Raw genomic sequence first — 22,270 nt, 5'->3', positions numbered from 1 at the left:
CCGTCACGCCGTCACCTCTCTCAGCAAATCAACAATCTCACCTTCCAGCGCCTTGATTTCGGCTTCGATGGCTTCCAGCTCACGAGGCGGCTCATAGCGGTAGAAATGCCGGTTCAGCGGAATTTCGTAACCGATTTTGGTTTTGCTGTGGTCAATCCAAGCATCGGGGACATGCGGTAGCACTTCGCGTTGAAAATATTCGTCGATGCTTTCTTTGAGCGGGACAGTTTCGGTATCGCGTAAGTCGGCATCCGGCTCCGGGTTGCCTTGTCTGTCGGTGCAGATGTTTGCCGTCGCTCCCGGCATCCTGCCTTCCGCGACACTGGCACTTCCCTGTGCGGCGTCGTCACGCTCGCTCAACGCAGCCAACACGGCTTTGAGTTCCGGAGCAGACAAACGCACGTCATGGGCGCGGTCGATGTCTCGCAGTGTCAGCAAAAACTGTTTGCGGTCTATAAACAGGGTGTTGCCATGCTGTTCGGCAAAGGCGGCCAGTAAGTCGCGGATTTGTTGCTGGCGAGCGCGGCCGGCTTCGATTTCCTGCTGGCGGACGGTTTCGTTCTTTTTACTGCTGCTGGCCAAGTTGATGAAGGCGGTTTGCTCTTCCAGGCGGGCAATGCGCTCGGTGCTGGCTTGAAAATTGAGCCTCAGTGGGCGTTCAACGGTGATCTTGTGATAACCAAAGTCTTCGTTGTCGAACACCTTGTTGACAACCAGTTCTTTGTCTTTGCCGTCGATGGTAAAACGGCGCGTTTCGCCATCGTTGAAGCTGGCGTAGATGCGGGTAATTTCGCCGATATGATCCGGGTCTTTGGCTTTATCGCTGGGGTCACCGATACGGCGGCGTTTGTTGCCCAGCGATTTCTCCATCGGTACCCAAAAATTACGGGCGTCGATCAGTTGCACTTTGCCTTTACGCTGCGGCTCCTTGCGGTTGCTGATGATCCAGATATAGGTGGAAATGCCAGTGTTGTAGAACAGTTGCTCCGGCAGCGCAACGATGGCTTCCAGCCAGTCGTTTTCAATAATCCAGCGGCGGATTTCGCTTTCGCCGCTGCCCGCATCACCTGTAAATAAGGGCGAACCGTTAAACACAATGCCGATTCTGCTGCCACCCGCTGCGACTGAGCGCATTTTGGCAATCATGTGTTGCAGGAACAGGAATGCACCATCGTTGATGCGTGGTGTACCGGCTCCAAAGCGACCGGCAAAACCCAAGGTATCGGCTTCCTGTTGGATGAATTTCTGTTGCTGTTTCCATTCCACGCCAAACGGCGGATTGGCCAGCATGTAATCGAAAGTCCATTTGTTGCCATCACTGTCGCGGTCGAAGCCGTCGCGGGTGAATGTGTCGCCGAGAATGACGTTGTCGGCGTCTTCGCCTTTGATCAGCATGTCCGACTTACAGACCGCCCAAGCTTCGTCATTGAAATCCTGGCCGAATAGTTTTGGCTGAGCATCAGCATTGAGCTTGCGGATGTACTCTTCGGCCACCGATAGCATGCCGCCTGTCCCGCAAGCCGGGTCGTAAATCGTTTTGACCACATGACTTTGCGCTAAATCTTGCTCCGGCACCAACAACAGATTGACCATTAGTTTGATGACTTCACGCGGGGTGAAATGTTCTCCGGCTTCTTCGTTCGATTGCTCGGCACCGATACGGATTAGTTCTTCAAAGACATAACCCATCTGTACGTTATCCACCCATTGCGGCGATAGGTCGATGGCGGCAAAGGCTTTGACCACTTCGAACAGAATGTTCTTTTCCGCCATGTGGGCAATCTGTTCACTGAACTTGAACTTCTCCATGATGGCGCGGACATTTGGAGAAAAACCGTTGATGTAGTTATTTAGATTGGGCGCCAGGTTGTTAGGATCGTTGAGCAGGGAATGATCGGCATTCTTATCGAACTGCATCCGCGACAAATTGTAGAAGCGGTGGCCGGTAATGGATTGCAGTCTGGCCTGGATCACTCGCTCAGGCTTGGTTTTCAGGGACTGAAACTCTTCAAATGCCGCATTTTTGGTGGGTGCCAATAAGCAATCGAAGCGCCGTAATACGGTCAGGGGCAGAATGACTTTACGGTATTCGTTGCGCTTGTAAGGACCACGCAGCAAATTGCAAATGGCCCAAATAAAATTGGCTAGTTGGCTATGAGTTTCGCCGTTCATTATTGTTATTCCGTGATTGATTGGCGGAAGCCGATGTTCGAAAATCCGAATTCGACAGCGTTCCGTGATCCGCCGCAAGCAGCGGCCAAAGCCAGGAAAATAGGCTATAGAAGGGGTTTTTGCAAATCAGATGGTGCCGGCAATAGGAATCGAACCTACGACCTTCGCGTTACGAGTGCGCTGCTCTACCTGCTGAGCTATGCCGGCGTGTGATGGGTTATTTGTAGATGGTTTTCGGGTCTTTCAGGATCGGATCGACGGCTTGCCATTCGCCGTCTTTCAGGCTGCGGTAAAAACAGCTTTCCCGACCGGTGTGGCAGGCGATGCCGCCTTCCTGCTCGACTTTAATCAACACAACATCTGCATCGCAATCGAGTTGGATATCGAGGACTTTCTGCCGGTGACCCGATTCTTCGCCCTTGCGCCACAAGCGCTGACGAGAACGCGACCAGTATACCGCAAATCCTTCTTGTTCGGTAAGCGCCAGCGATTCCCGATTCATCCAGGCGAACATCAAAATTCGGCCGCTAAGATGGTCTTGGGCAATGACCGGTACCAAGCCGTCCTCGGTCCAGGCGATTTCGTCCAGCCAGGCGCCGCTCACAGTCTGACCTCGATGCCGCGCGACTGCATGTGGCGCTTGGCTTGCTCTATCGTGTATTCGGCGAAGTGGAAGATACTGGCGGCCAGCACCGCGTCGGCCTTGCCTTCGAGGATGCCGTCGGCTAAATGGTCGAGATTGCCGACGCCGCCGGAGGCGATCACCGGAATGGGCACCGCTTCGCTAATGGCACGGGTCAGCGGTAAATCGAAGCCGGACTTGGTGCCGTCGCGGTCCATGCTGGTCAGCAGGATTTCGCCGGCGCCGTAGGTTTGCATTTTGACGGCCCATTCGACCGCGTCGATGCCGGTCGGTTTGCGGCCGCCGTGGGTGAAGATTTCCCAGCGGTCCGCTGCGCCGTCCTGACTGACTTTTTTGGCGTCGATGGCCACAACGATGCATTGCGAGCCGAATTTGTCCGCCGCTTCCTTGACGAATTCCGGCCGGAATACCGCCGCGCTGTTAATGCCGACTTTGTCGGCGCCGGCATTCAACATGCGGCGAATGTCGTCCAGGACGCGAATGCCGCCGCCGACAGTCAGCGGGATGAAGACCTCGCCGGCCACTTTCTCGACGACGTGTACCATCGTCGCCCGGTCGTCGTGGGTGGCGGTGATGTCCAAGAAGGTGATTTCGTCGGCGCCCTCGCGGTCGTAGCGGCGGGCGATTTCCACCGGATCGCCGGCGTCGCGGATGTCGACGAATTTGACGCCCTTGACGACACGGCCGTTATCGACGTCCAGGCAAGGAATGATGCGTTTGGCTAGGCTCATGCTGCTTCGATTAAAGATCGGCGCCACTGAAGGATTCGGCCAGTTTCTCGCCTTCGGCGAAATCCAACGTGCCTTCGTAAATCGCTCGACCGGTGATCGCACCCATGATGCCTTCGTGAGCCACCTCGCCGAGCGCGCGAATATCGTCCAGATTGGTAATGCCGCCGGAGGCGATGATCGGGATATTCACGGCGCGAGCTAGTTTCGCGGTGGCTTCGACATTAACGCCTTGCATCATGCCGTCGCGGGAAATATCGGTATAAATGATCGCCGAGACACCGTTGGCTTCGAATTTTTGCGCCAGGTCGATGACATCGTGCCGCGACAGCTTCGACCAGCCGTCGATCGCGACCCGGCCGTCCTTGGCGTCGAGGCCTATGATGATATGCCCCGGAAACTCGATCGCGACGTCGCGGACGAAGTGCGGCTCGCTGACCGCTTTGGTGCCGATGATCACGTATTGCACGCCGGCTTCCAGATAGGCTTGAATCGTGTCTTCGTCGCGGATGCCGCCGCCGATTTGCACCGGCACCTCCGGATAGGCTTCGACGATGGCGTGGATGATTTCGGCATTTTTCGGGCGGCCGGCGAAGGCGCCGTCCAGATCCACCAAATGCAAGCGTTTGGCGCCGGCTTCTACCCAGCGTCCGGCCACCGCGACCGGGTCTTCCGAAAATACGGTGTCGTCTTCCATACGACCTTGACGCAAACGCACACACTTCCCTTCTTTCAAGTCAATTGCGGGTATCAGCAACATAGTTCAATCTCGGAGGTTAAATCACTGGGTCTGTAGTTACATCGAGGCTGGAAATTAGGCGGTTCCGTCCCAATGCAAAAAGTTTTGCAACAATTGCAGGCCGACGGTCTGGCTTTTTTCCGGGTGAAATTGCACGGCGAATATCCGGTCCTGGGCCAACGCGCAGGCGAACGGAGTCGGATAATCGGCCGTTGCCGCCGTCCGCTCGGAGACGTCGGGTACGGCAAAGTAGCTGTGAACGAAATAAAACCGGCTGTCTTGCGGGATGCTTTCCCAAAGTGGATGCGGCTGCTGGCGGACTCGGTTCCAGCCCATATGCGGAATTTTCAGCACTTGGCCGGCACCGTCGGTTAAATGGTCGGCAAAACGGCGAACACGACCCTGAATCACATCCAAGCAGGCCACGCCGTCGTTTTCCTCGCTATCGGTTAGCAGAGCTTGCATACCCAGGCAAATACCCAGCAGAGGCTTCTCGGCCGCCGCGCTGGCTATCACATCGGCCAGACCGCTGGTTTTCAAGGCTTGCATGCAATCGCGAATGGCTCCAACGCCTGGAAATACGACGCGGTCGGCATCGGTAATGATCGCCGGGTCGGCGGTCACCCGAATCTCGGTCGCCGGTTCGGCATGCTGAAGCGCTTTGGCGATGGAATGCAGATTACCCATTCCGTAGTCGATAACGGCAACTGTCGACATAATGTGATACAGGTTTTGGGGTCGGGTTGGACTGAGAAAGCCGGAATTATAGACTGCCTTTGGTGGAGGGCATGATGCCGGCCATGCGCTCGTCGTGGCTGATCGCCATTCTGATCGCGCGGCCGAATGCCTTGAACACGGTCTCGGCAATATGGTGGGCGTTGCCGCCTTTAAGGTTGTCGATGTGCAACGTGACACCGGCATGATTGACGAATCCCTGGAAAAACTCCTTGAGCAAATCGACATCGAAGCTGCCGATCAGCGCCCGTTTGAACTCGACTTCGTAAAACAGGCCGGGCCGGCCGGAAAAGTCGACTACGACGCGCGATAGCGATTCGTCCAACGGGCAGTACGCGTGGCCATAGCGGAAAATGCCTTTCTTGTCGCCCAGGGCCTGGGCGAAGGCTTGGCCCAAGGTGATACCGATATCTTCGACGCTGTGATGGGCGTCAATGTGCAAGTCGCCGTGAGATGCGATGTCGAGGTCTATCAAGCCGTGTCTGGCTACCTGATCCAGCATGTGATCCAAAAACGGCAATCCGGTCCGGAATGAGGTCTTGCCGTTTCCGTCGAGATTGACGGCGACTGTGATCTGGGTTTCGAGCGTGTTGCGCTCGACCTGGGCGGTGCGTGGGTTCATGCCTGAAAACCGTGAGTAATTGCCGATTAGTTTACGTGAATAAGACCGCTACGCCAAACTCTTGCTGGCAATTTCGTAAACGTCCTTGGACAGATGCTCGGTTTCGACGATGCGCCGTAATTCGCGTGTCATCAATGCCTGTCTGTCGGTATCGTAACGCCGCCATTGGGCGAAGCCGCCGACCATCCGCGCGGCGATTTGCGGATTCAAGGTATTCAACTCAATGACGCGATCCGCCAAAAACCGGTAGCCGTCGCCGTTTCTGGCATGGAAGTGCAGCGGATTGGATTGGCTGAACGCGCCGACCAGCGAGCGCACCCGGTTGGGCGTTTTCATATCGAAGGCCGGATGTTGCATCAAGCTTTGCACGGTGGCGAAGGTCTCGGGCATATGACAGGTGGCTTGCAAGGTAAACCATTTGTCGACGACCAGCGCCTCGCGTTGCCATTGCCGGTAAAAACTGTCCAGACAATCGGCCTTGGCCGGATTGCGGCTGTTGACGACCGCCGACAGCGCCGCAATCTGGTCGGTCATGTTGCGGGCGCTACGGAACTGGGTTTCGGCCAGCGCGTAACTATCCGGCTTTTCCAGCGCGGTCAGATAGCTCAGGCAGGCGTTTTTCAGGCGACGCCGTCCGACTGCCGAGGCATCGAAACAGCCCGACTCGTCCTGATGGTGTTCGGCGTACACGCGTTGGAATTCGGCGGATAGCGCGGTGGCCAGCGACAGACGTACGAATTCGCGGGCTTGGTGGATGGCTTCGACATCGACCACGGCCATCTGGCCGCCCAAATAACCTTCGTCAGGCAGACTCAGCAACAGGGCGCGGTAGGACAGATCGGCGCCGGCGTCGGCCAGAATCGCTCGGAATGCCTCGGTCAACACCGGGTTGGCGGTCAGCGTCCGGCCGGCCTGAATATCGGCGATCAATCCGAAAATAATCCGCGAAACCAACTGCTGGCCGGCTTCCCAGCGGTTGAAGGTGTCGCTGTCGTAACTGAGCAAAAACGCCAGTTCTTCCGGGTCTCGGTCGATCTTCAAGGTGACCGGCGCGGAGAAGCCGCGCAGCAGCGAGACGATCGGCTTTTCGGTCAAGCTCTCGAACACAAAGCGTTGTTCGGCTTCGGTCAGGCTTACGGTCGCTTCTTCGCAAAATTCGCCTCGGTACTGGAAGCGCGCCGGGCTACCGTCCGCCGCCAAGAAGCCCAGTTTGATCGGCACGTGCAGCGGCAATTTTTCCGGTTGATTTGGCGTCGGCGGACAGCTTTGTTTGACGGTCAACGTCAACCGACCTGCGTCGAACGCTTGCTCGACCTCCAATACCGGCGTGCCTGCTTGCGAATACCAGCGGCGGAATTGGGTCAGCTCGACGCCGTTGGCGTCTTCCATCGCCTTGATGAAATCCTCGCAAGTCACCGCTTGGCCGTCGTGGCGCTTGAAATACAGGTCGCAGCCCTGCCGAAATCCGGCCGCGCCCAGCAGGGTGTGCAGCATCCGTACCACTTCCGCGCCTTTTTCGTAAACGGTCAGCGTGTAGAAATTGTTGATTTCGATATAGGCTTCCGGCCGGATCGGGTGGGCCAGCGGGCCGGCGTCCTCGGCGAACTGACGGGTACGCAGCATGTTGACGTCTTCGATGCGCTTGACCGCCGGCGACGAGCGGTCGCCGCTGAATTGCTGGTCGCGGAACACCGTGAAGCCTTCCTTCAGACTCAATTGAAACCAGTCGCGGCAGGTCACCCGGTTCCCGGACCAATTGTGGAAATACTCGTGGCCGATCACGCCCTCGATGTGTTCGTAGTCGCTGTCGGTGGCGGTATCGGGCCGGGCCAGCACGAACTTGGTGTTGAATACGTTCAAGCCCTTGTTTTCCATCGCCCCCATATTGAAATGGTCGACCGCGACGATCATGTACAAATCCAGATCGTATTCCAGGCCGTAGGTCTCCTCGTCCCAGCGCATCGCGTTTTTCAGCGATTGCATCGCATGGCCGCATTTGTCGACGTTATGAGCTTCGACGAAGATTTCCAGCGCGATGCGCCGGCCGCTCACCGTCGTAAATTCGTCGGCGACGCATTCCAATTGTCCGGCGACCAGTGCAAACAAATAACAGGGTTTAGCGAAAGGGTCTTCCCACGCCACCCAATGCCGGCCGCCGTCCACGTCGCCGGCGCCGATTTTGTTGCCGTTGGACAGCAGCACCGGATATTTGGCCCGGTCGGCGATCAGCTTGGTGGTAAACCGACTCATCACGTCCGGTCGATCCAGAAACCAGGTGATCTTGCGGAATCCCTGCGCTTCGCATTGGGTACACAGCATGCTGCTGGAGAGATATAAGCCTTCCAGCGCGGTGTTGGCTTGAGGATCGATGATGTTTTCGATGTTGATTCGAAACGGCCGATCGCCGGGCACCCGGTGTATCGTCAGCGTTTCGTCGCTCAGCGTGTAGTCGCAGGCCGCCAGCGCTTGGCCGTCCAGCAAGATACCGACCAATAGCAGCTCTTCGCCGAACAGCGTCAGCGCCTCGCTCGCGCTCCGGCTGTCTGGGTTGCGCCGAACGTCGAGGCCGGCGCGAACCAGGGTGCGTTGTTCGTCCAGCTCGAAAACCAATTCGACCTGATCGATCAAATAGTCCGGCGGGGTGTAGTCTTTCAGGTAAACGGTTTGCGGGGTGGCGTCGCGCATGCTTATCGGTCGTCGGTTTTCACCGGTTGGGGTTTAGGAGAAATCAGCCAATAGGTCAAGCCCAGGGCCAGGATCACCGTCGCGATCGCGACGATGTAATGCCATTCGAGTTCCTTGAAGTCCAGCATGATGACCTTCCTGGCCACGGCCATCAACGCGGTAGCGATCACCATTTTGATCGGCAATGCGTCGTGTTTGATGTAAACGGTGATGTTGACGAAGATTTCAATCGCGATCAGCACCGCCATGAACGAGCCGAAAATCACCAGAATGTCGGAGACGGTCAGCATCATGAACGGCGCTTCGACCAGTTTTTGAAACATTACGTAGGCGACGTCGGCGACGCCCCAAAGTATCACCAAAACCATCAACACCGCGAGGATGCGCACCGCGAAATGGATCACCGCGTGCAAGATTTTGATCATCGCGTCCTCTACCGGCGGCGGCAATTTGACTTCGCCGTCGCTATCTCGGGAATTTCGGCCGCCGCTAGGGCGGGGCGGGGATGCCGGCGCGGGCGCGCTGGGGCGAACGGGCGGTTTATCCATCGGAACCTCCAGAGTATTGTAGTGCTGCTTTGGCGATGGCCGCCCAAGCCAGTAAAAACGCGACGCCGCCGAACGGCGTAATCATGCCCAACCAGCTTAGATTAAAAATCGCCAACAGATACAAACTGCCGGAAAACAAAACGATGCCGATCAGCAAACACCAGCCCGCCCAGCGTAAGCCTGGGTGTTCCGGCATGATGCCGACCAGCGCCAAGGCCAGCGTATGCCACATTTGATAGCTTACCGCCGTCTTGTAGATGTCCAAGCCGTGTTCGGACAAAACGTTTTTCAGCCCGTGCGCGCCGAACGCGCCCAGGCCGACGCCGAGGAAACCGCAAATCGCCGCGTAAAACAAAAACCGGCGTTGGCTCATTTCTCCAACAGCCTTGGCATCAATTGCACCAGATTGCAGGGTTTGGTGCGGTAATCCAGTTGGTCTTTGATCAGTGTCTCCCAAGCGGTACGGCAGGCGCCGGACGAGCCGGGTACGCAAAAAATGTAAGTGGCGTTGGCAACGCCGGCCAGTGCCCGCGATTGTACCGTCGAGCTTTTGATGTCCTGATAGGAAATCATTCGGAACACTTCGCCGAAACCGTCCAAGACCTTGTCCAGCAGCGGCTTGACCGCTTCCGGCGTACCGTCGCGGCCGGTGATGCCGGTACCGCCGGTGGTAATCACGGCGTTTACGTCGGCATCCGCGATCCAGTGGCTGATCGCCGCGCGGATTTGATAAATGTCGTCGGGGACGATGCGTTTCTCGTGAAGTTTGTGGCCTGCGGCCAGCAAGCCGTCGACCAAGGTTTTGCCGGACACGTCGTCCGCTTCGGTGCGGGTGTCGGACACGGTCAATATCGCGATATTGATTGGAATGAATGCTCTGCTGTCGGTCACGGCGCCTGCTCCGGATTGGCAATGGTCCCGCATTCTAAGAAACCCGCGCCGGCACTGCAAGCGACGTTCCCGTGTACATTTGGCGAATGCCCGGACCTCAAAATCGGCTATGCTGTCGATTCCGCCGATTGACGGCCCTTCCATGCCCTCGCCGCATCCGAGTCCGCCATGCTTCCGCCCACTTCCCGCTACGAAAAACTGGCCAGTCTGGCCGCGTTCTGTCTGTTGTTGTTCGCCTGCTATCAAGTGTTGCGGCCGTTTTTCTTCGACCTGTTGTGGGCGGCTATCCTCTGTTACGTGACCTGGCCGCTGTACAGCCGTTTGCGGGCTTGGAATTTGAGCGCCAACCGCGCCGCGATGGCGATGGTGTTGCCGATAGGGGCGCTGCTGCTGACGCCGTTTGCCGCCGCGGGTTTTACATTTACCGACGACATCAATCGGATGCTGCAATGGCTTAATCAAAGCCCTCACGAATGGCCGGCGCCGCCGGTCTGGCTGCGCGGCCTACCGCTGATCGGCGACAGCGCGGCCGATAGCTGGCTGGCTTTTGGGGAAGACTCCAGTCGCCTCGTCAATTTTGCCCGCCAATACGCCCTTGGGGCCGGCGGCTGGCTGTTGCAACAGAGCATCGGTCTGGCCGGCGAGTTGATGCATCTGGGTCTGAGCATCCTGGTGTTGTTTTTCTTCTACCGCGACGGCGAGCATGTCGCCGGCCACGTGGTGATCGCGGTCGAGCGTTTGGCCGGCGAGCGCACCCAACGGATTCTGCACATCGTCAGGACCAGTTTGCTGGCCGTGGTCTACGGCATACTCGGCACCGCGCTGGTACAAGCGCTGGCTTCGATGCTCGGCTTTGTGATTGCCGGCGTGCCTTATGCCTTCGTGTTGGGCGTGTTCGCGTTTTTTTTGATGATCATCCCGGCCGCCGGCACCGTGGTTTGGCTGCCGATCTCGTTATGGCTATTGGCGGAAGGCGAAACCGGCTGGGCGGTCTTTATCGCGGTCTGGTTTTTGGCCTTCGTCGGTACCATCGATAACTGGTTGCGGCCGCTACTGATCAGTCGAGATGTCGAACTGCCGTTTGTTTTGATCGTGTTCGGCATCTTCGGCGGTTTGTTGGCATTCGGCTTTATCGGCGTTTTTCTGGGGCCGACGCTATTGGCCACCAGTTATGCTTTGTTGCTGGATTGGTTGATCCGCACGGAACAGGAAACGCTTGCCGAATCCGACAAGCCGCCTTGCGAGGCTGGAGACGACCAGGCTTAAGCCGCGACTGTTCAGATCGGCGTCGGCCCTCTACAATCGCGCTTGCATATCCATTCGACCTGTTTGCCAAAAGACGACGCCCATGGCCTGTCGCGACGATCCGACCGAACCGAAAAAACTCGACCGCCGCGAGCTGATTCGCTTGCAGGAACAATACGGCGAATTGGTCCGCGACCTGATGACCGAAGATCCCGAACGGGTGATTCTAAAACTGGTGGGCCGCGGCAACGCCTATCTGACCGAGCTGGCCGCGTTGCGGGCGCATCACGCCTCGGTCAGGTTAAGAGCGATTGCCTTGTTGGAAAACCCGAGCCGCACCGTGCTGCAACGAATTGCCGTCGATGAAGCGGACAGCGAGTTCGGTAAAGCGGCGCGAGTCAGACTAGAGAAGTTAAGTCTGGACTAGTCTGCGAGTCGAGCATGTCTTTGAGCATTGAGGCAGATTTCCATAGTAAAAGCCACTGCCAAATCGGATAATTACCGCCGCTAATTTTACTTTCCACACATCACCTAGCCCGTGATCGACGCGACTGACTTTGGTTTTTGACTGATGACCGTTCCTCAAAAAATCGACCCCGCCCGCATCAAAAGTTTTATTCGTCGTCAAGGCCGGGCTACCGCCGGCCAAAAGTTGGCCTTGGAAAGCCATTGGGAAAAATACTGTCTATCACCCGATGCCGAATTCAACGCCGAGCTGGCTTTTGGCCGAGCCGCGTCGCTGATTGTCGAAATCGGTTTTGGCAATGGCGACAGTTTGGCGGCGATGGCCGAAGCCAATCCCGACTTGAATTATCTCGGTATCGAAGTGCACCGGCCCGGCGTCGGTCATTTGATGATGTTGCTGGAGCAGCGCGGCATCGCGAATGTGAGGATTTATCACCACGATGCGATCGAGGTTTTGGAGCGGAAGATTCCGGACCATTGCGTGGCCGGCGTACATCTGTTTTTTCCTGATCCCTGGCATAAACGCCGCCACCACAAGCGGCGCATCGTTCGGCCGAGTTTTTTAGCGTTGCTGAACCGGAAATTGGCGATCGGCGCTTACTTTCATGCCGCGACCGATTGGCGGGAATATGCAAAAGACATGTTGGCGACCCTATCGGCCGATGCCGGACTGAAAAACGCCAGCCCGACCGGGGACTATTGCCCGCGTCCGGACTATCGTCCGCTCACCAAGTTCGAGAACCGCGGCCTAAGGTTAGGCCACGGGGTTTGGGACTTAATTTTCACCAAAATTTGAGTTTAGCGGGCGTCGCTAAACCGGTCGACCACGAGCTTGCCGCCGGAAATCACCAAATCCGGATATTCCAGCAATTTCAGATTCTCGGTGGGATCGCCGCGCACCGCGATCAAATCGGCCGGTGCCCCCGGCATTAAACTGCCGAGCAAGGCTTGGTTTACATGTAGACCCGCCTTGGAGGTGGCGGTGCGCAGGACTTCCAGGGCATCCATGCCGGCAAGGTGCCGTAAGTACAGCAATTCCTGGGCGTCTATGCCCCAAGGAATGTCGGGATGGGCGATTTCCGCCCCGTACAAAAATTCGCCGCCCAGCGCCGCGAAGCGGCTGGCATTTTTTGCGACACCGGCGCACTGCGCCAAGGTATCTATCGTCGAAACCATCTTGACGCCCTGAGCGACGGCGCGCCTTAGTTGGGCCTCGGGCAGTTCTTCGCAAGGCGTGTGCGCCCATTCATCGACGCCGGCCTCCAACGCAATTTGCGCGCCGCGCGGCTCGGCCAGATGGGCCGTGACTTTTCGATTCAGCGCGTGTGCTTCGGTAACGATGGCTTTGACAATGTTCGGGGTCAACATCGGCCAGGATTTCGCCGCAGCCGAGTGAGTCTTGTCGTGCTGGTGAGCGTGTCCGTGCGCATGATGGTTCGACCAGGGGGCGCCGGTTTCGCCGCCGGGCTCCAGAGCCACCTTGATCACGACGGCGCCGCCGGCGATCAGCTCACGGACCGTCGCCCTGGCCTGTTGTTCGTCGCTGACCGGAATGGCAATGTCGGCCTCGCCGAGGCTGGGGATAGGGTAGCCGGCCGGCGCGGTGATAATCGGCCCCGACGTCATGAGTCTTAGATGACCGTCGCCACCGTATGGTGGATGCAAAGGGCCACCGACATCGCGCACCGTGGTGATGCCGTGGCTCAGTACCGTGTCGGCCGGCACGTGCCGATAAGTGAGATGGGCGTGCAATTCGATCAGTCCCGGCAACAGCGTGGCTTCGCCCAGGTCCAGGATCTTGGCTCCGTCGGCGGGTACGGCTTCCGCGCTATCCAGTTTGGCGATCCGGCCTTGTTCAATCCGAACCGCCGCATGGGTATGCACGGTATAGCCGTCGAAAATCCGCGCGGCGCGAATCAACAAGGCTTGATCGGCGCCGGCGTTCGGCGCCGTCAATGCGAGGGTCAACGCTGTCGCTAGCGAAGCAGGGCGTATGAAAAATCCGGTGGTTGCGGTCATCGAATCAGGTTGTGGTGGTTATTACGGTTGAATCCAGGCATCGACGGATATCCGGCTCGACGGGCGGGAACGCGCTGAAGGGCGGCGAGCGGCCGCCCTTGCCGACTTAGCGATCAAAAGCTGGCGGCGATGCCGACTTGGCCCCAGATGCCCGGCATTTCATAGCCGGGACGATAGACGTAGCGTTTGTCGAACAAGTTTTCGACGCTGACGAACACTTCGCCCTTTTTGCCCAGCTCGGAGATGGGCAGCGCCAGCCGAGTATTGGCGACCGTGAACGCTTCGACGCGCTGGGTGTTCACGTCGCTGATGTTACGGCTACGATTCAGCGCCCAGGTCCGCGATTGGTATTGTAAATCGAAGGAGAAGCGCAACGGTCCGATCGGGCCGTTGATGCCGGCGGTGACCGCTTGCTCTGGCGTGTAGGGTAAGTTTTCGATGCTCGGGTTCAGCAAGGTTAAGCCGGCGAACAAGCTCCAGTCGGCGATCAATTCCTGTTTGATCGAGGCTTCCAAGCCGCGCATCCAATAGGCGCCATAGTTCAGATAAGCGCCTTGGCTGACGTCGAACACATAGCGGTTTTTGATGTTGTCGATAAAAAAGCTCAAATCGATTTGGGTGGACTTGAAAGGCGATGCCTTCAAGCCGACTTCGGCGTGATCGACGCTTTCCGGCGCCAAGCCTTGCCAGCCTTGCGGCGAGAAGCTGAAGAACGGCACGTTAGCCAGCGCGCCGGAATTGGCGGCGGCGTCGATGCCCGGATAATTGACGCCGTTGGATACGTTGCCGAACAAGGTCAAGTTCTCGGAGATCAACGACAAGCCGGCATGCGGCGAAACCTTGGAGGCATAGTGGCTGTGGTCGTAAAAGCGCACGCCGACCGAAGGTACCAAGGTCCATTCCTTGTTCAGCACCAGATCGTGGCTAAGCGCGACGTAAGGCGTGGTCAGTCGGAAGGTTGGCGTCGTGAACTGATAAATTTGCTCGTCCGAACCCGGAATCAAGTTATTGATCTTGCCGTTCAGCCATTCGTTGTCGATGCCGGCCAGCAAGGTAGCGCCCTGCCAAGGCGAAAATTGCTCCTTCCAGCGGAAGCCGTCCATGCTGTATTGCGACAACAAATTGGAGCGGGCGCGCGGCGCGGACGCGAATGCCGCGCCGGTCCAGCCGGCCCAGTAAACCCCCTGGTTCAGCCAATTGCCGTCGCCGCCGTTATGGTACAGCGTGAATTTGCCCTGCCAACTGCCGTGCTGATGGCTGAGGCTGGCGGCCACCATGCCGGCCACGGTGTCGTATTCGCCGATCGGCGCTGTCACCCCGTATTGACCGGGATCGCCGGCGCGGTTGTCGGCGTACAAAAAGGTCACGTCCGAGCGCCAGTTGGCGTTGAATTGATAGCCGGCCTTGCCCAGTACATTGCGCAATTCGCCGTAGCCGTTTTGGCGGTTGCCGTCCGACTTGGCGTAGCCTTGCGCCACCGAAAAGTCGAAGTCGCCGTATTTGCCCTGTACGTCGGCCTGTTCGATGATGGTGCCGAAAAAACCGCCCGACAAACGGCCGCTACCGTGCAATCCGTCTTCGACCGCAGTCTTGGTCCGCAGATTGATCGAGCCGAAGTTGTTGCCGTTGATATGTGGCTGCGGGCCTTTATAGACCGTGATCGAATGCATGCCGTTGACCGGCAGCAAATCCAGCAAGGGGTGGTTCCAGGTCGCCATATACATCGGGATGTCGTCGATGTAGGTCTTGATCTCGCTACCGGGACGGCCGGCGCCTTGGCCGCGGATTGCCACCGCGCCGCCCTGATCGCCGCCGAACGCGCCGACCGGGTTGTAGCGCGAAATCTGCACGCCCGGCGTGCGCTTTAGCGCAGAAGCCAGATCGACGGCGTTCTGGTCGCGAATCTGGTCTTCGGTAGTGACCGCCGACACGTTGGAAAACTCGTCGACATGATTCTCTTCGATGATGGGGTCGGCGATGACCTCGGTGCCGGTTAATTCCTCTGGCTTCTGATCGGCGATTGTCGCCGTGCTGATTAGCGATTGGCTAAGTGCTAAAAACAGGGTTTTGCGAAGAATGGCGGGAGTAGGCATGGCGTGTTCCAAACAAAAAACAAGCTCCCAATATATTCGGCAAATTAAAATCTATTTTATGCAAAACGGCTTTTTTTATATTAAAAACGAACTCTTTAATTAAGCCGGGATATGGCGCGATTTAAATAAGAAATTGAGTTATATAACATAGATATTAATATGTTCCTCGCTGCATTGGGTGAATTTCTCTGCGAGCTCGGGTCGTGGACGCAATGGCGTATAAATTGCTTTTGCTCGGAATTAGCCCACTGTGCAATTGCCTTATGAACCGCAACGCCCACTCTTCCGCTTGCTGGCGTATCGATAGCCAGGATTTGCCGGCCGATTTTTCGGCGGAGGACAATTGCGCGCTCAGCCGATTGCCGGACAATCTCGGGCTAGGCGTCTCCAGCGTTTATTCCTTGGCGCCCGCGTTGAATTACATCGAAACCCGCTACCGGCCCAGCCGCGATCTTGCGGTTTGGGCGCGTACCGACGCGGCGGAGCCTCGCATGGTGGTGACTTTGGCGCTGGAAGGGCAGTCGCGCTATACCCCCACGCAGGGCGAAAGTATTGTCTTTCGCGAAGGTTATACGTCGGTGACGATTTTTAACGCCTCCGAAGGCGTCAGGGAATACGCGGCGGATCAAGTGGTCACCCAATTGCGTTTCGCGGTTAACATGACTTGGTTGGCTCAGGCCTTCGGCGCGGACAAGCTGCCGACCTTGTTCGAGCCGGCCGCTCGTACCCGGCAAGTCAGCTTCAGGCCGATTTCGAGCGCCGGCCTGACCGCGGCGCAGGCCTTATTGCGTTGCCCGGTGTCTTCGCCCGCCAAATCCATGTTTCGGCACGGTCAGGCTTTGGCGATACTCGCGGCCGAATTGGATCATTTGTTTGGCGAAGCCCCAGACGTTGGGGGAGGCGGCCAGCGCGATCGGGAAATCGCCCATCAGGCGCGTGATATTTTGTACGCCGAATTTGTCGATCCGCCGACCGTCGAGGAGCTGGCGCGTCGGCTAGCCACCAATCCCTGCAAGCTCAAGCAATTGTTCCATCGCTATTTCGAAACGACACCCTACGGCATGTTACTGGAGATTCGGATGCGCGAAGCGCACCGTTTGCTGGAGGCGGGCCGTCAGCCCATCGGCTTGATTGCGGAGTTGGTCGGCTATCACCACGCCAGTAATTTCAGCACCGCTTTCACTCGCTATTTCGGTTATCCGCCCAAACGCATCGCCAGACGCGATTAAGGTTTCACCACAGCAAGTCGTCGGGGATTTGATACGCGGCGTAAGGATCGTCCTCCGCCGGCAGGTCCTGAGTGGCTTGGTTCAAAACCACGATAGGGCCGGCGTCTCTGGACTGTATTTTCCGCGCGACCTCGGCCGGCACGATCTCGTAGCGATTGTCCACGCGGACAATGCCGGCCCGGCCGTTCACCAGAGCCGTCCGCACTTTGTCGGAGACATACACCGACTTCACCTTGCCGTCGTCGGTAAAGTTGTACGCCACGCCGTCCGCTTGTTGAGCGATACGGTTCATTTCGACGATTTGTCTGATCTGGGCGGCCAGCGCTTTTTGTTCTTCGGCCATTTTACGTTGGCGGTTCAGTTCCCGATCGCGCTCGATTTGCTGTTGCCGTTGCTGTTCGGCGCTCAGCTTGATCTCGTCGACGATTTCCACGCCGTTGTTGCGTTTCAGTTTGTCTTGCTTGCGTTTCTCGGCCTTCACCTCGCGAGCCTTGGCGTCGTTGGCCAGGCCGGATTTCAGCAGTTGGGCTTGCAGCGGATTGAGTTGCGGTTTTTTCATCGTGTCAGGCGTCTTCGTTAATTAAATCCGGCGGCATCAGGTATCGCTGGCCGTCGCTCGACTCGCCGCGGAAGTCGTCCGGCTAAGTCGGAGCGTTTCGATAGTTGTCGCGTTTGTCTTTTTTCCGATATACAGCCGATAACAGCCTCCCGGAGATAGGCGTACATCCTAAGTCGCCGGCTTGGTCGAGGGGCAAGCATACCAGACTGTCACCGTCCCAGCAGCTTGCCGCTGGCATAACGCTGCCACCAGGAAATCGGCTTGGTCAACGGAGTCGGGCAGCGATCGTAGCCTTGATATTCGATGCCGCGAAACACGTCGTCGCGCAACCATAGGTAGGCGTCCGGCGCGCTTTGTTGCAAGCGTTCCGGAATTAGCACGTATTGGGCGACCAGTTCCGCCAGTTTTTCCTGGACGTTGCCGTCGTAACGGCCGTCGTTGACCTCGGCCAGAAATTCGAAGGCTTCGAACCATTTCGACGGCCACAGCGCCAATTTGGCGTCGGCGATGATTTTTAGGGTTTGTGCGTCGTTGGAAATCTTGCGGTATTTATAAAAAAAATACAGATCGTCCTCGCCGTTCCAGAAATGAAAATTATCGATGGTATGGGCGATTTCGTGGACCACGATAGGCAATCGAAAATCCACCAGATATTCGACGCCGATGTCGCGGTAGACCGAGCCTTCCTTGCCGTTGTCGAAGGCCTTGACCGTGAATACGATCAGATTCTGGCCGCTGAACACTTGCGCCACCGTTTGCGAACGAAAGCCAATGCCCGGCACCAAGGTCAAGGGATGGGTGTGGTCGGCTTGCCAGATGCTGGTGTCGTAATCTTCTTGGTAGGCGTCGCGGATCAAGGCTTGCATCGCCGCCGGCTGATCGGCGATTTCCTGTTCGAGTTTTTCGACCGGTTTGGCCTTGGTGATCGTGTGCCGCAAAAACGCCGGAATCTTGCGGACGGCTTTTTCGAAAATCCGCAGATGATCGGCATTAAACGGCTTGATCAAATAATTGGGATCTTCGGCGTGCTTGACGACGGTCTTGGTGTCGTAAAACAGTGCCAGCGCCCGCCAAGCCGCTTCATGGTCGCCCCAGTACTTCTCCAACACGCACAAGTCGCCGCCGGGCTGGCCGGCGCAGGCCGCGCGGTAGTCGCTTAAATCGTCCAGACGTTCCGGGTTTTTGTGGTCGGTCAACACCGCCACGGCTTGGCCGCGCAAATCGGGATGTCCGGCTTCGTAAAACTGAATAACCTCGGCCAGCCGGTCGATCGGTAGGAATTGTTGCTCGCTGGTCGCGCATAGCAACTCGTTACCCTGCGACAGCGTGAAGAAACGGTTTTGAAACAGCGGCTGAGCGGCCAATCCGGCCGTGTGACAGCAACCGAGCCAGAGCAGAACGGAGAGGGTAGTTTTCGGTAAGCGGGCCAATCGCTTACTTGTCCAAGCCCAACGAGTCCCAGACTTGTTCCATCGTGCTCAACTCCTTGTAATTGGCGACCGGCGTGCCGTTGGGATAGTTCATTTGGTACACGCGTTCGGCGTCGGCGGCCAGATCGTCCATGCCGAGTTTCCGGTAGCCGTCCTGCATGATCTGCAGCGCGAACGGTACCGCCGGCGTGCGTTGGAATTCCTTGACGACGTGGTTGGCGCGATTGACCGCGGCGACGTAAGCCTTGCGGCGCATGTAAAAGTCGGCGACGTGAATTTCGTACATCGCCATGTTGTTGCGCAAGGCCACCATCCGCAGTTTGGCGTCATCGACATATTGACTGTTGGGAAAGCGGCGGATCAATTCCTGAAAATTATCGTAGGCATCCTTGGCGTTGCCGGGATCGCGCTGCGACGAATCGGTCGGCAAAAAGCGGTCGATGAAGCCAATCCCCCGGTTATAGTTGATCAGGCCTTTCAGATAATAGGCGTAATCGACATGCGGATTGCGCGGGTGTATCTTGATGAAGCGGTCCGCCGCCGCGATCGCCGCTTCCGGATCGTCGTTCTTGTAATAGGCGTAAGCGACGTTGAGCTGGGCCTGAGCGGCGTAATCGCCGAACGGATAACGGGCTTCCAGTGCCTCGTACAAGGTCACGGCTTTTTGGTAATTCTTGTTGTCCAGCGCTTCCTTGGCTTTTTCGTGGAAGGTTTTATCGTCCCAGCCGGCGTATTCTTCTTCCTGCGATTTATCCTTGTTACTCGAGAAGGCTTCCAGCGTCTCGCAGCCCGGCAGCGAACCGACCAGGGCGGCGACAAAAACGGTTTTTACTAAAAGAAGTCGCATGCGTTTATCAACACGTTGTAATATTGCAGGTTTTTTGCAGCTTTTGGCGGCCTAATGCCGCGAGTATAACTTAAAAACGACTATGACGATATTGACGGCTAGAGTTCCCGAAGAACTGGCGGGTATGCGCTTGGACCAGTGTCTGGCGGAGATTTTTCCGGATTACTCGCGCAGCAAATTGCAAACTTGGATCAAGGCCGGCCGGGTGCTGGTGGACGGCGAGGTGCTGAAGGGGCGGGAAAAGCTGGACGGCGGCGAGGAAGTCGAGCTGGATGCCGAAGCCGAGATCGTCATCGAAGACAACGCCGAAGACATTCCGTTGGACATCGTTCACGAAGACGACTCGTTGCTGATCGTCAACAAGCCGGCGGGACTGGTCGTGCATCCGGCGGTCGGCAACTGGAGCGGCACGCTGGTCAATGCCTTGCTGCACCACGAACCGAATCTGGCCGTGCTGCCGCGCGCCGGTATCGTGCATCGCATCGACAAGGACACCAGCGGCTTGCTGATGATCGCCAAAACCTTGCAAGCCCATAACAGTCTGGTCGAGCAATTGCAGGAACGCAGCATAGAGCGCGAATATCTGGCGTTGGTAAAGGGTTGGATGACCGCCGGCGGCACCGTCGACGAACCGATCGGGCGTCATCCGGTCGAGCGCAAGCGCAACGCGGTGCGGCGCGACGGCAAGGAAGCGATCACGCATTACCGTCTCGAGCAGCGATTCAAGCGCCACACGTTGATTCGGGTCAAACTGGAAACCGGCCGCACCCATCAGATTCGGGTACACATGGCGCACATTAATTACCCGTTGGTCGGCGACCAAATTTACGGCGGCCGCTTCCAAATGCCGGCCGAATGCAATCCGGACTTGGCCGAAGCGCTGCGCCGCTTCAAGCGCCAAGCCTTGCACGCCGCCAAGCTGGGTCTGGAACATCCGGAAACCGGCGAGTATTGCGAATGGTCCGTGGCGATGCCGGACGATATGCAAAATCTGCTGAAGCTATTGGCCGAGAATGAGCTGGATCAAGCCTGATTGGCCGCTGCCCGTCGGCGTACGCGCCGCCGTTACGCTGCGGAGCGGCGGGGTCAGTGTCGGCGGCTATGCCAGCCTAAATCCGGCCAGCCATGTCGGCGACGATCCGGGCGCGGTCGCCGCTAATCGCGCGATCATCCGCGATATGTTGGCCTTGCCGGCCGAGCCGGTCTGGTTGCAACAGGTTCACGGCGTGACCGTGGTCAAGGCCGATCAAGTCGATGGCGTGCCGGAAGCCGACGCCAGCTTCACCAACCGTGGCGCCACCGTCTGCGCGGTGTTGACCGCCGACTGCCTGCCGGTGTTATTTTGCGGCGACGGCGGACGGGTCATTGCCGCCGCCCATGCCGGCTGGCGCGGTCTGCGGGCAGGTGTCGTCAAACAAACGCTGGCGGCGATGGACTGCTCGGACGTCACGGTTTGGCTGGGGCCGGCGATCGGGCCGGCGCATTTCGAGGTCGGCGACGATGTCCGCGACGCTTTTTTAGCCGAAGACAACGGCAGCGCCGTGGCCTTTACCGAATGTGGCACCGGCAAATGGTTGGCGGATATTTACCAACTGGCTCGCCGGCAACTGGCGGCGCTGGGTGTCGGCCGAGTCTACGGCGGCGATTATTGTACCTACGCCGATGCAGGCAGATTTTATTCCTACCGCCGCGACGGCGCCGCGACCGGCCGGATGGCCAGTCTGATTTGGAGAGAAGTTTGAACACGCTGCTGTTGATCGTGATTTTTACCGCCATCGGCGGCGTGCTCAGCGTGTTGGCCGCCAGCGTGTTCTTGCTGTTGCCGGAACGCGCGCGTCAGCAAGTGCTGCCGCACGGCATCAGTTTCGCGATCGGCGCTTTACTGACCGGCGCGTTTTGCGGATTGATTCCGCACGCCTTCGAGGACGTGGCGCGGCAAGACATTGCCGGATTGTCCGCCACCATTCTGGCCGGCATCCTCGGCTTTTTTACGTTGGAAAAGCTGTTGGTGTGGCGCCACTGTCATTCCCATGCCTGCGAAGCGCACGGCGAAGATTCGCACGACCACCACGAACACGGTCATCCGGCCGGCGAAGACCACGGGCGCCGGGTGGCCGGGATGTTCATCATCCTGGGCGACGGCATCCACAATTTCGTCGATGGCGTACTGATCGGCGCGGCGTTTCTGACCGATCCCCAACTGGGCATCGTCACCAGCCTGGCCGTGGCCGCTCATGAAATTCCGCAGGAAGTCGGCGACTTCGCCATCCTGCTGCACAGCGGCTACACCCGCCGCAAAGCCTTGTTCTACAATATGCTCGCCAGCCTGACCACTGTGATCGGCGGGATACTGGCCTATTTCAGCCTGGGCGATCTGCATCACATCCTGCCGTATTTCCTAACCCTAGCGGCCTCCAGTTTTATCTACATTGCTGTGGCCGATCTGATTCCGTCGCTGCATCGCAAGACCGACAGCAAGGCATCGCTGCAGCAAATCGGCTTCATCCTGGCCGGCGTAGTGTTGATTTTGACGATGCAAAACATCGCTCACCGCTACGAAGCGAAAATAGTCGCCCATCCGCTTGCAACGAGTTCGGAACGCGCGGATTAGAGCCTGATT

The 22,270-nt window shown here is 57.8% G+C and carries 22 protein-coding genes and 1 tRNA gene; 7 read left to right on the top strand and 16 right to left on the bottom strand.

From position 1 onward, the window contains the following. Positions 1–3 precede the first annotated feature (3 nt). From ACQE3D_RS22705 to moaB, 11 genes are all read right to left on the bottom strand, one after another. The gene (locus tag ACQE3D_RS22705; RefSeq protein WP_313730358.1) at positions 4–2,172 is read right to left on the bottom strand and encodes a type I restriction-modification system subunit M; all 2,169 of its coding nucleotides are present in this window, start codon (positions 2,170–2,172) and stop codon (positions 4–6) included. Between the two features lie 131 nt (positions 2,173–2,303). Next, positions 2,304–2,379 (bottom strand) — tRNA-Thr (locus ACQE3D_RS22700). A gap of 10 nt (positions 2,380–2,389) precedes the next feature. Then, a complete protein-coding gene (gene hisI / locus ACQE3D_RS22695; RefSeq protein WP_313730359.1) occupies positions 2,390–2,776 on the bottom strand; it encodes a phosphoribosyl-AMP cyclohydrolase in 387 nt (128 codons plus the stop codon). After that, on the bottom strand, positions 2,773–3,546 hold the full coding sequence (hisF, locus tag ACQE3D_RS22690) for an imidazole glycerol phosphate synthase subunit HisF (protein WP_313730360.1): 774 nt from the start codon (positions 3,544–3,546) through the stop codon (positions 2,773–2,775). Before hisF ends, hisI begins: the two co-directional genes overlap by 4 nt. 10 nt (positions 3,547–3,556) lie before the next feature. Then, on the bottom strand, positions 3,557–4,303 hold the full coding sequence (hisA, locus tag ACQE3D_RS22685; RefSeq protein ID WP_064029231.1) for a 1-(5-phosphoribosyl)-5-[(5-phosphoribosylamino)methylideneamino]imidazole-4-carboxamide isomerase: 747 nt from the start codon (positions 4,301–4,303) through the stop codon (positions 3,557–3,559). Between the two features lie 54 nt (positions 4,304–4,357). Then, positions 4,358–4,999: an imidazole glycerol phosphate synthase subunit HisH gene (hisH, locus tag ACQE3D_RS22680; RefSeq protein WP_064029234.1), complete on the bottom strand. Its 642-nt coding sequence runs from the start codon at positions 4,997–4,999 to the stop codon at positions 4,358–4,360. 46 nt (positions 5,000–5,045) lie between these two features. Beyond that, positions 5,046–5,639, bottom strand: a complete 594-nt coding sequence (gene hisB, locus ACQE3D_RS22675) for an imidazoleglycerol-phosphate dehydratase HisB (RefSeq protein ID WP_064029236.1) — start codon at positions 5,637–5,639, stop codon at positions 5,046–5,048. Between the two features lie 48 nt (positions 5,640–5,687). Next, positions 5,688–8,324: an aminopeptidase N gene (gene pepN / locus ACQE3D_RS22670; protein ID WP_313730361.1), complete on the bottom strand. Its 2,637-nt coding sequence runs from the start codon at positions 8,322–8,324 to the stop codon at positions 5,688–5,690. Between the two features lie 2 nt (positions 8,325–8,326). Next, the gene (locus tag ACQE3D_RS22665; RefSeq protein ID WP_313730362.1) at positions 8,327–8,872 is read right to left on the bottom strand and encodes a phosphate-starvation-inducible PsiE family protein; all 546 of its coding nucleotides are present in this window, start codon (positions 8,870–8,872) and stop codon (positions 8,327–8,329) included. Then, positions 8,865–9,245, bottom strand: a complete 381-nt coding sequence (locus ACQE3D_RS22660; protein ID WP_313730363.1) for a DUF423 domain-containing protein — start codon at positions 9,243–9,245, stop codon at positions 8,865–8,867. The genes ACQE3D_RS22665 and ACQE3D_RS22660 overlap by 8 nt, the downstream gene beginning before the upstream one ends. Next, positions 9,242–9,796, bottom strand: coding sequence for a molybdenum cofactor biosynthesis protein B (moaB, locus tag ACQE3D_RS22655; RefSeq protein WP_427501036.1), 555 nt, complete (start codon positions 9,794–9,796; stop codon positions 9,242–9,244). The genes ACQE3D_RS22660 and moaB overlap by 4 nt, the downstream gene beginning before the upstream one ends. A 135-nt stretch (positions 9,797–9,931) precedes the next feature. Between moaB and ACQE3D_RS22650 the strand changes: the two genes are divergently transcribed. From ACQE3D_RS22650 to trmB, 3 genes are all read left to right on the top strand, one after another. After that, positions 9,932–11,029, top strand: coding sequence for an AI-2E family transporter (locus ACQE3D_RS22650; protein ID WP_313730365.1), 1,098 nt, complete (start codon positions 9,932–9,934; stop codon positions 11,027–11,029). Between the two features lie 82 nt (positions 11,030–11,111). After that, a complete protein-coding gene (locus ACQE3D_RS22645) occupies positions 11,112–11,435 on the top strand; it encodes a hypothetical protein (RefSeq protein ID WP_168028322.1) in 324 nt (107 codons plus the stop codon). A gap of 144 nt (positions 11,436–11,579) precedes the next feature. Beyond that, positions 11,580–12,269, top strand: coding sequence for a tRNA (guanosine(46)-N7)-methyltransferase TrmB (gene trmB / locus ACQE3D_RS22640; RefSeq protein ID WP_313730366.1), 690 nt, complete (start codon positions 11,580–11,582; stop codon positions 12,267–12,269). A gap of 2 nt (positions 12,270–12,271) precedes the next feature. On the opposite strand, the gene ACQE3D_RS22635 is transcribed toward trmB, so the two are convergent. Then, positions 12,272–13,492, bottom strand: a complete 1,221-nt coding sequence (locus tag ACQE3D_RS22635) for an amidohydrolase family protein (RefSeq protein ID WP_313730367.1) — start codon at positions 13,490–13,492, stop codon at positions 12,272–12,274. 113 nt (positions 13,493–13,605) lie between these two features. Then, positions 13,606–15,585, bottom strand: coding sequence for a TonB-dependent receptor (locus ACQE3D_RS22630; RefSeq protein ID WP_313730368.1), 1,980 nt, complete (start codon positions 15,583–15,585; stop codon positions 13,606–13,608). A 263-nt stretch (positions 15,586–15,848) separates the two neighbouring features. Here ACQE3D_RS22630 and ACQE3D_RS22625 point away from each other — a divergent pair, with 263 nt between their 5' ends. Then, complete coding sequence (locus ACQE3D_RS22625) at positions 15,849–16,814, top strand: helix-turn-helix transcriptional regulator (RefSeq protein WP_313730369.1); 966 nt, start codon at positions 15,849–15,851, stop codon at positions 16,812–16,814. A 4-nt stretch (positions 16,815–16,818) separates the two neighbouring features. Here ACQE3D_RS22625 and ACQE3D_RS22620 read toward each other — a convergent pair whose 3' ends face one another. The 3 genes from ACQE3D_RS22620 to ACQE3D_RS22610 form a co-directional block, all read right to left on the bottom strand. Continuing rightward, a complete protein-coding gene (locus ACQE3D_RS22620; RefSeq protein WP_071159014.1) occupies positions 16,819–17,373 on the bottom strand; it encodes a DUF2058 domain-containing protein in 555 nt (184 codons plus the stop codon). Between the two features lie 209 nt (positions 17,374–17,582). After that, entirely contained in the window at positions 17,583–18,803 is a 1,221-nt protein-coding gene (locus ACQE3D_RS22615) for a hypothetical protein (protein WP_313730370.1), read from the bottom strand. Positions 18,804–18,807: 4 nt separating this feature from the next. Further along, positions 18,808–19,650: an outer membrane protein assembly factor BamD gene (locus ACQE3D_RS22610; protein ID WP_313730371.1), complete on the bottom strand. Its 843-nt coding sequence runs from the start codon at positions 19,648–19,650 to the stop codon at positions 18,808–18,810. An 82-nt stretch (positions 19,651–19,732) separates the two neighbouring features. Between ACQE3D_RS22610 and rluD the strand changes: the two genes are divergently transcribed. The 3 genes from rluD to ACQE3D_RS22595 are packed head-to-tail and all read left to right on the top strand — an operon-like array spanning position 19,733 to position 22,261. Continuing rightward, positions 19,733–20,683 (top strand): 23S rRNA pseudouridine(1911/1915/1917) synthase RluD, encoded by a 951-nt coding sequence (gene rluD, locus ACQE3D_RS22605; protein WP_064030970.1) that lies wholly within the window; start codon positions 19,733–19,735, stop codon positions 20,681–20,683. Further along, the gene (pgeF, locus tag ACQE3D_RS22600) at positions 20,664–21,392 is read left to right on the top strand and encodes a peptidoglycan editing factor PgeF (protein ID WP_313730372.1); all 729 of its coding nucleotides are present in this window, start codon (positions 20,664–20,666) and stop codon (positions 21,390–21,392) included. The genes rluD and pgeF overlap by 20 nt, the downstream gene beginning before the upstream one ends. After that, entirely contained in the window at positions 21,389–22,261 is an 873-nt protein-coding gene (locus ACQE3D_RS22595) for a ZIP family metal transporter (RefSeq protein WP_064030968.1), read from the top strand. Before pgeF ends, ACQE3D_RS22595 begins: the two co-directional genes overlap by 4 nt. The last annotated feature ends 9 nt before the right edge of the window (positions 22,262–22,270 follow it).

The sequence above is a fragment of the Methylomonas sp. MS20 genome (genome assembly GCF_050275925.1).
Taxonomy (GTDB): Bacteria; Pseudomonadota; Gammaproteobacteria; order Methylococcales; family Methylomonadaceae; genus Methylomonas; species Methylomonas koyamae_A.
Note: the sequence above shows the minus strand (reverse complement) of the source record. Positions and strands in the feature narration are given on the sequence as shown.

What these genes read in the sequence shown, in the direction of transcription:
- ACQE3D_RS22635 (WP_313730367.1), bottom strand. Translation starts at nt 13,492, where the DNA reads ATGACCGCAACCACCGGATTTTTCATACGCCCTGCTTCGCTAGCGACA.
- ACQE3D_RS22625 (WP_313730369.1), top strand. Translation starts at nt 15,849, where the DNA reads ATGAACCGCAACGCCCACTCTTCCGCTTGCTGGCGTATCGATAGCCAG.
- hisH (WP_064029234.1), bottom strand. Translation starts at nt 4,999, where the DNA reads ATGTCGACAGTTGCCGTTATCGACTACGGAATGGGTAATCTGCATTCC.
- ACQE3D_RS22650 (WP_313730365.1), top strand. Translation starts at nt 9,932, where the DNA reads ATGCTTCCGCCCACTTCCCGCTACGAAAAACTGGCCAGTCTGGCCGCG.
- ACQE3D_RS22610 (WP_313730371.1), bottom strand. Translation starts at nt 19,650, where the DNA reads ATGCGACTTCTTTTAGTAAAAACCGTTTTTGTCGCCGCCCTGGTCGGT.
- rluD (WP_064030970.1), top strand. Translation starts at nt 19,733, where the DNA reads ATGACGATATTGACGGCTAGAGTTCCCGAAGAACTGGCGGGTATGCGC.
- moaB (WP_427501036.1), bottom strand. Translation starts at nt 9,796, where the DNA reads ATGCGGGACCATTGCCAATCCGGAGCAGGCGCCGTGACCGACAGCAGA.
- ACQE3D_RS22665 (WP_313730362.1), bottom strand. Translation starts at nt 8,872, where the DNA reads ATGGATAAACCGCCCGTTCGCCCCAGCGCGCCCGCGCCGGCATCCCCG.
- trmB (WP_313730366.1), top strand. Translation starts at nt 11,580, where the DNA reads ATGACCGTTCCTCAAAAAATCGACCCCGCCCGCATCAAAAGTTTTATT.
- hisF (WP_313730360.1), bottom strand. Translation starts at nt 3,546, where the DNA reads ATGAGCCTAGCCAAACGCATCATTCCTTGCCTGGACGTCGATAACGGC.
- ACQE3D_RS22645 (WP_168028322.1), top strand. Translation starts at nt 11,112, where the DNA reads ATGGCCTGTCGCGACGATCCGACCGAACCGAAAAAACTCGACCGCCGC.
- ACQE3D_RS22620 (WP_071159014.1), bottom strand. Translation starts at nt 17,373, where the DNA reads ATGAAAAAACCGCAACTCAATCCGCTGCAAGCCCAACTGCTGAAATCC.
- ACQE3D_RS22705 (WP_313730358.1), bottom strand. Translation starts at nt 2,172, where the DNA reads ATGAACGGCGAAACTCATAGCCAACTAGCCAATTTTATTTGGGCCATT.
- pgeF (WP_313730372.1), top strand. Translation starts at nt 20,664, where the DNA reads ATGAGCTGGATCAAGCCTGATTGGCCGCTGCCCGTCGGCGTACGCGCC.
- ACQE3D_RS22630 (WP_313730368.1), bottom strand. Translation starts at nt 15,585, where the DNA reads ATGCCTACTCCCGCCATTCTTCGCAAAACCCTGTTTTTAGCACTTAGC.
- ACQE3D_RS22660 (WP_313730363.1), bottom strand. Translation starts at nt 9,245, where the DNA reads ATGAGCCAACGCCGGTTTTTGTTTTACGCGGCGATTTGCGGTTTCCTC.
- hisA (WP_064029231.1), bottom strand. Translation starts at nt 4,303, where the DNA reads ATGTTGCTGATACCCGCAATTGACTTGAAAGAAGGGAAGTGTGTGCGT.
- pepN (WP_313730361.1), bottom strand. Translation starts at nt 8,324, where the DNA reads ATGCGCGACGCCACCCCGCAAACCGTTTACCTGAAAGACTACACCCCG.
- hisB (WP_064029236.1), bottom strand. Translation starts at nt 5,639, where the DNA reads ATGAACCCACGCACCGCCCAGGTCGAGCGCAACACGCTCGAAACCCAG.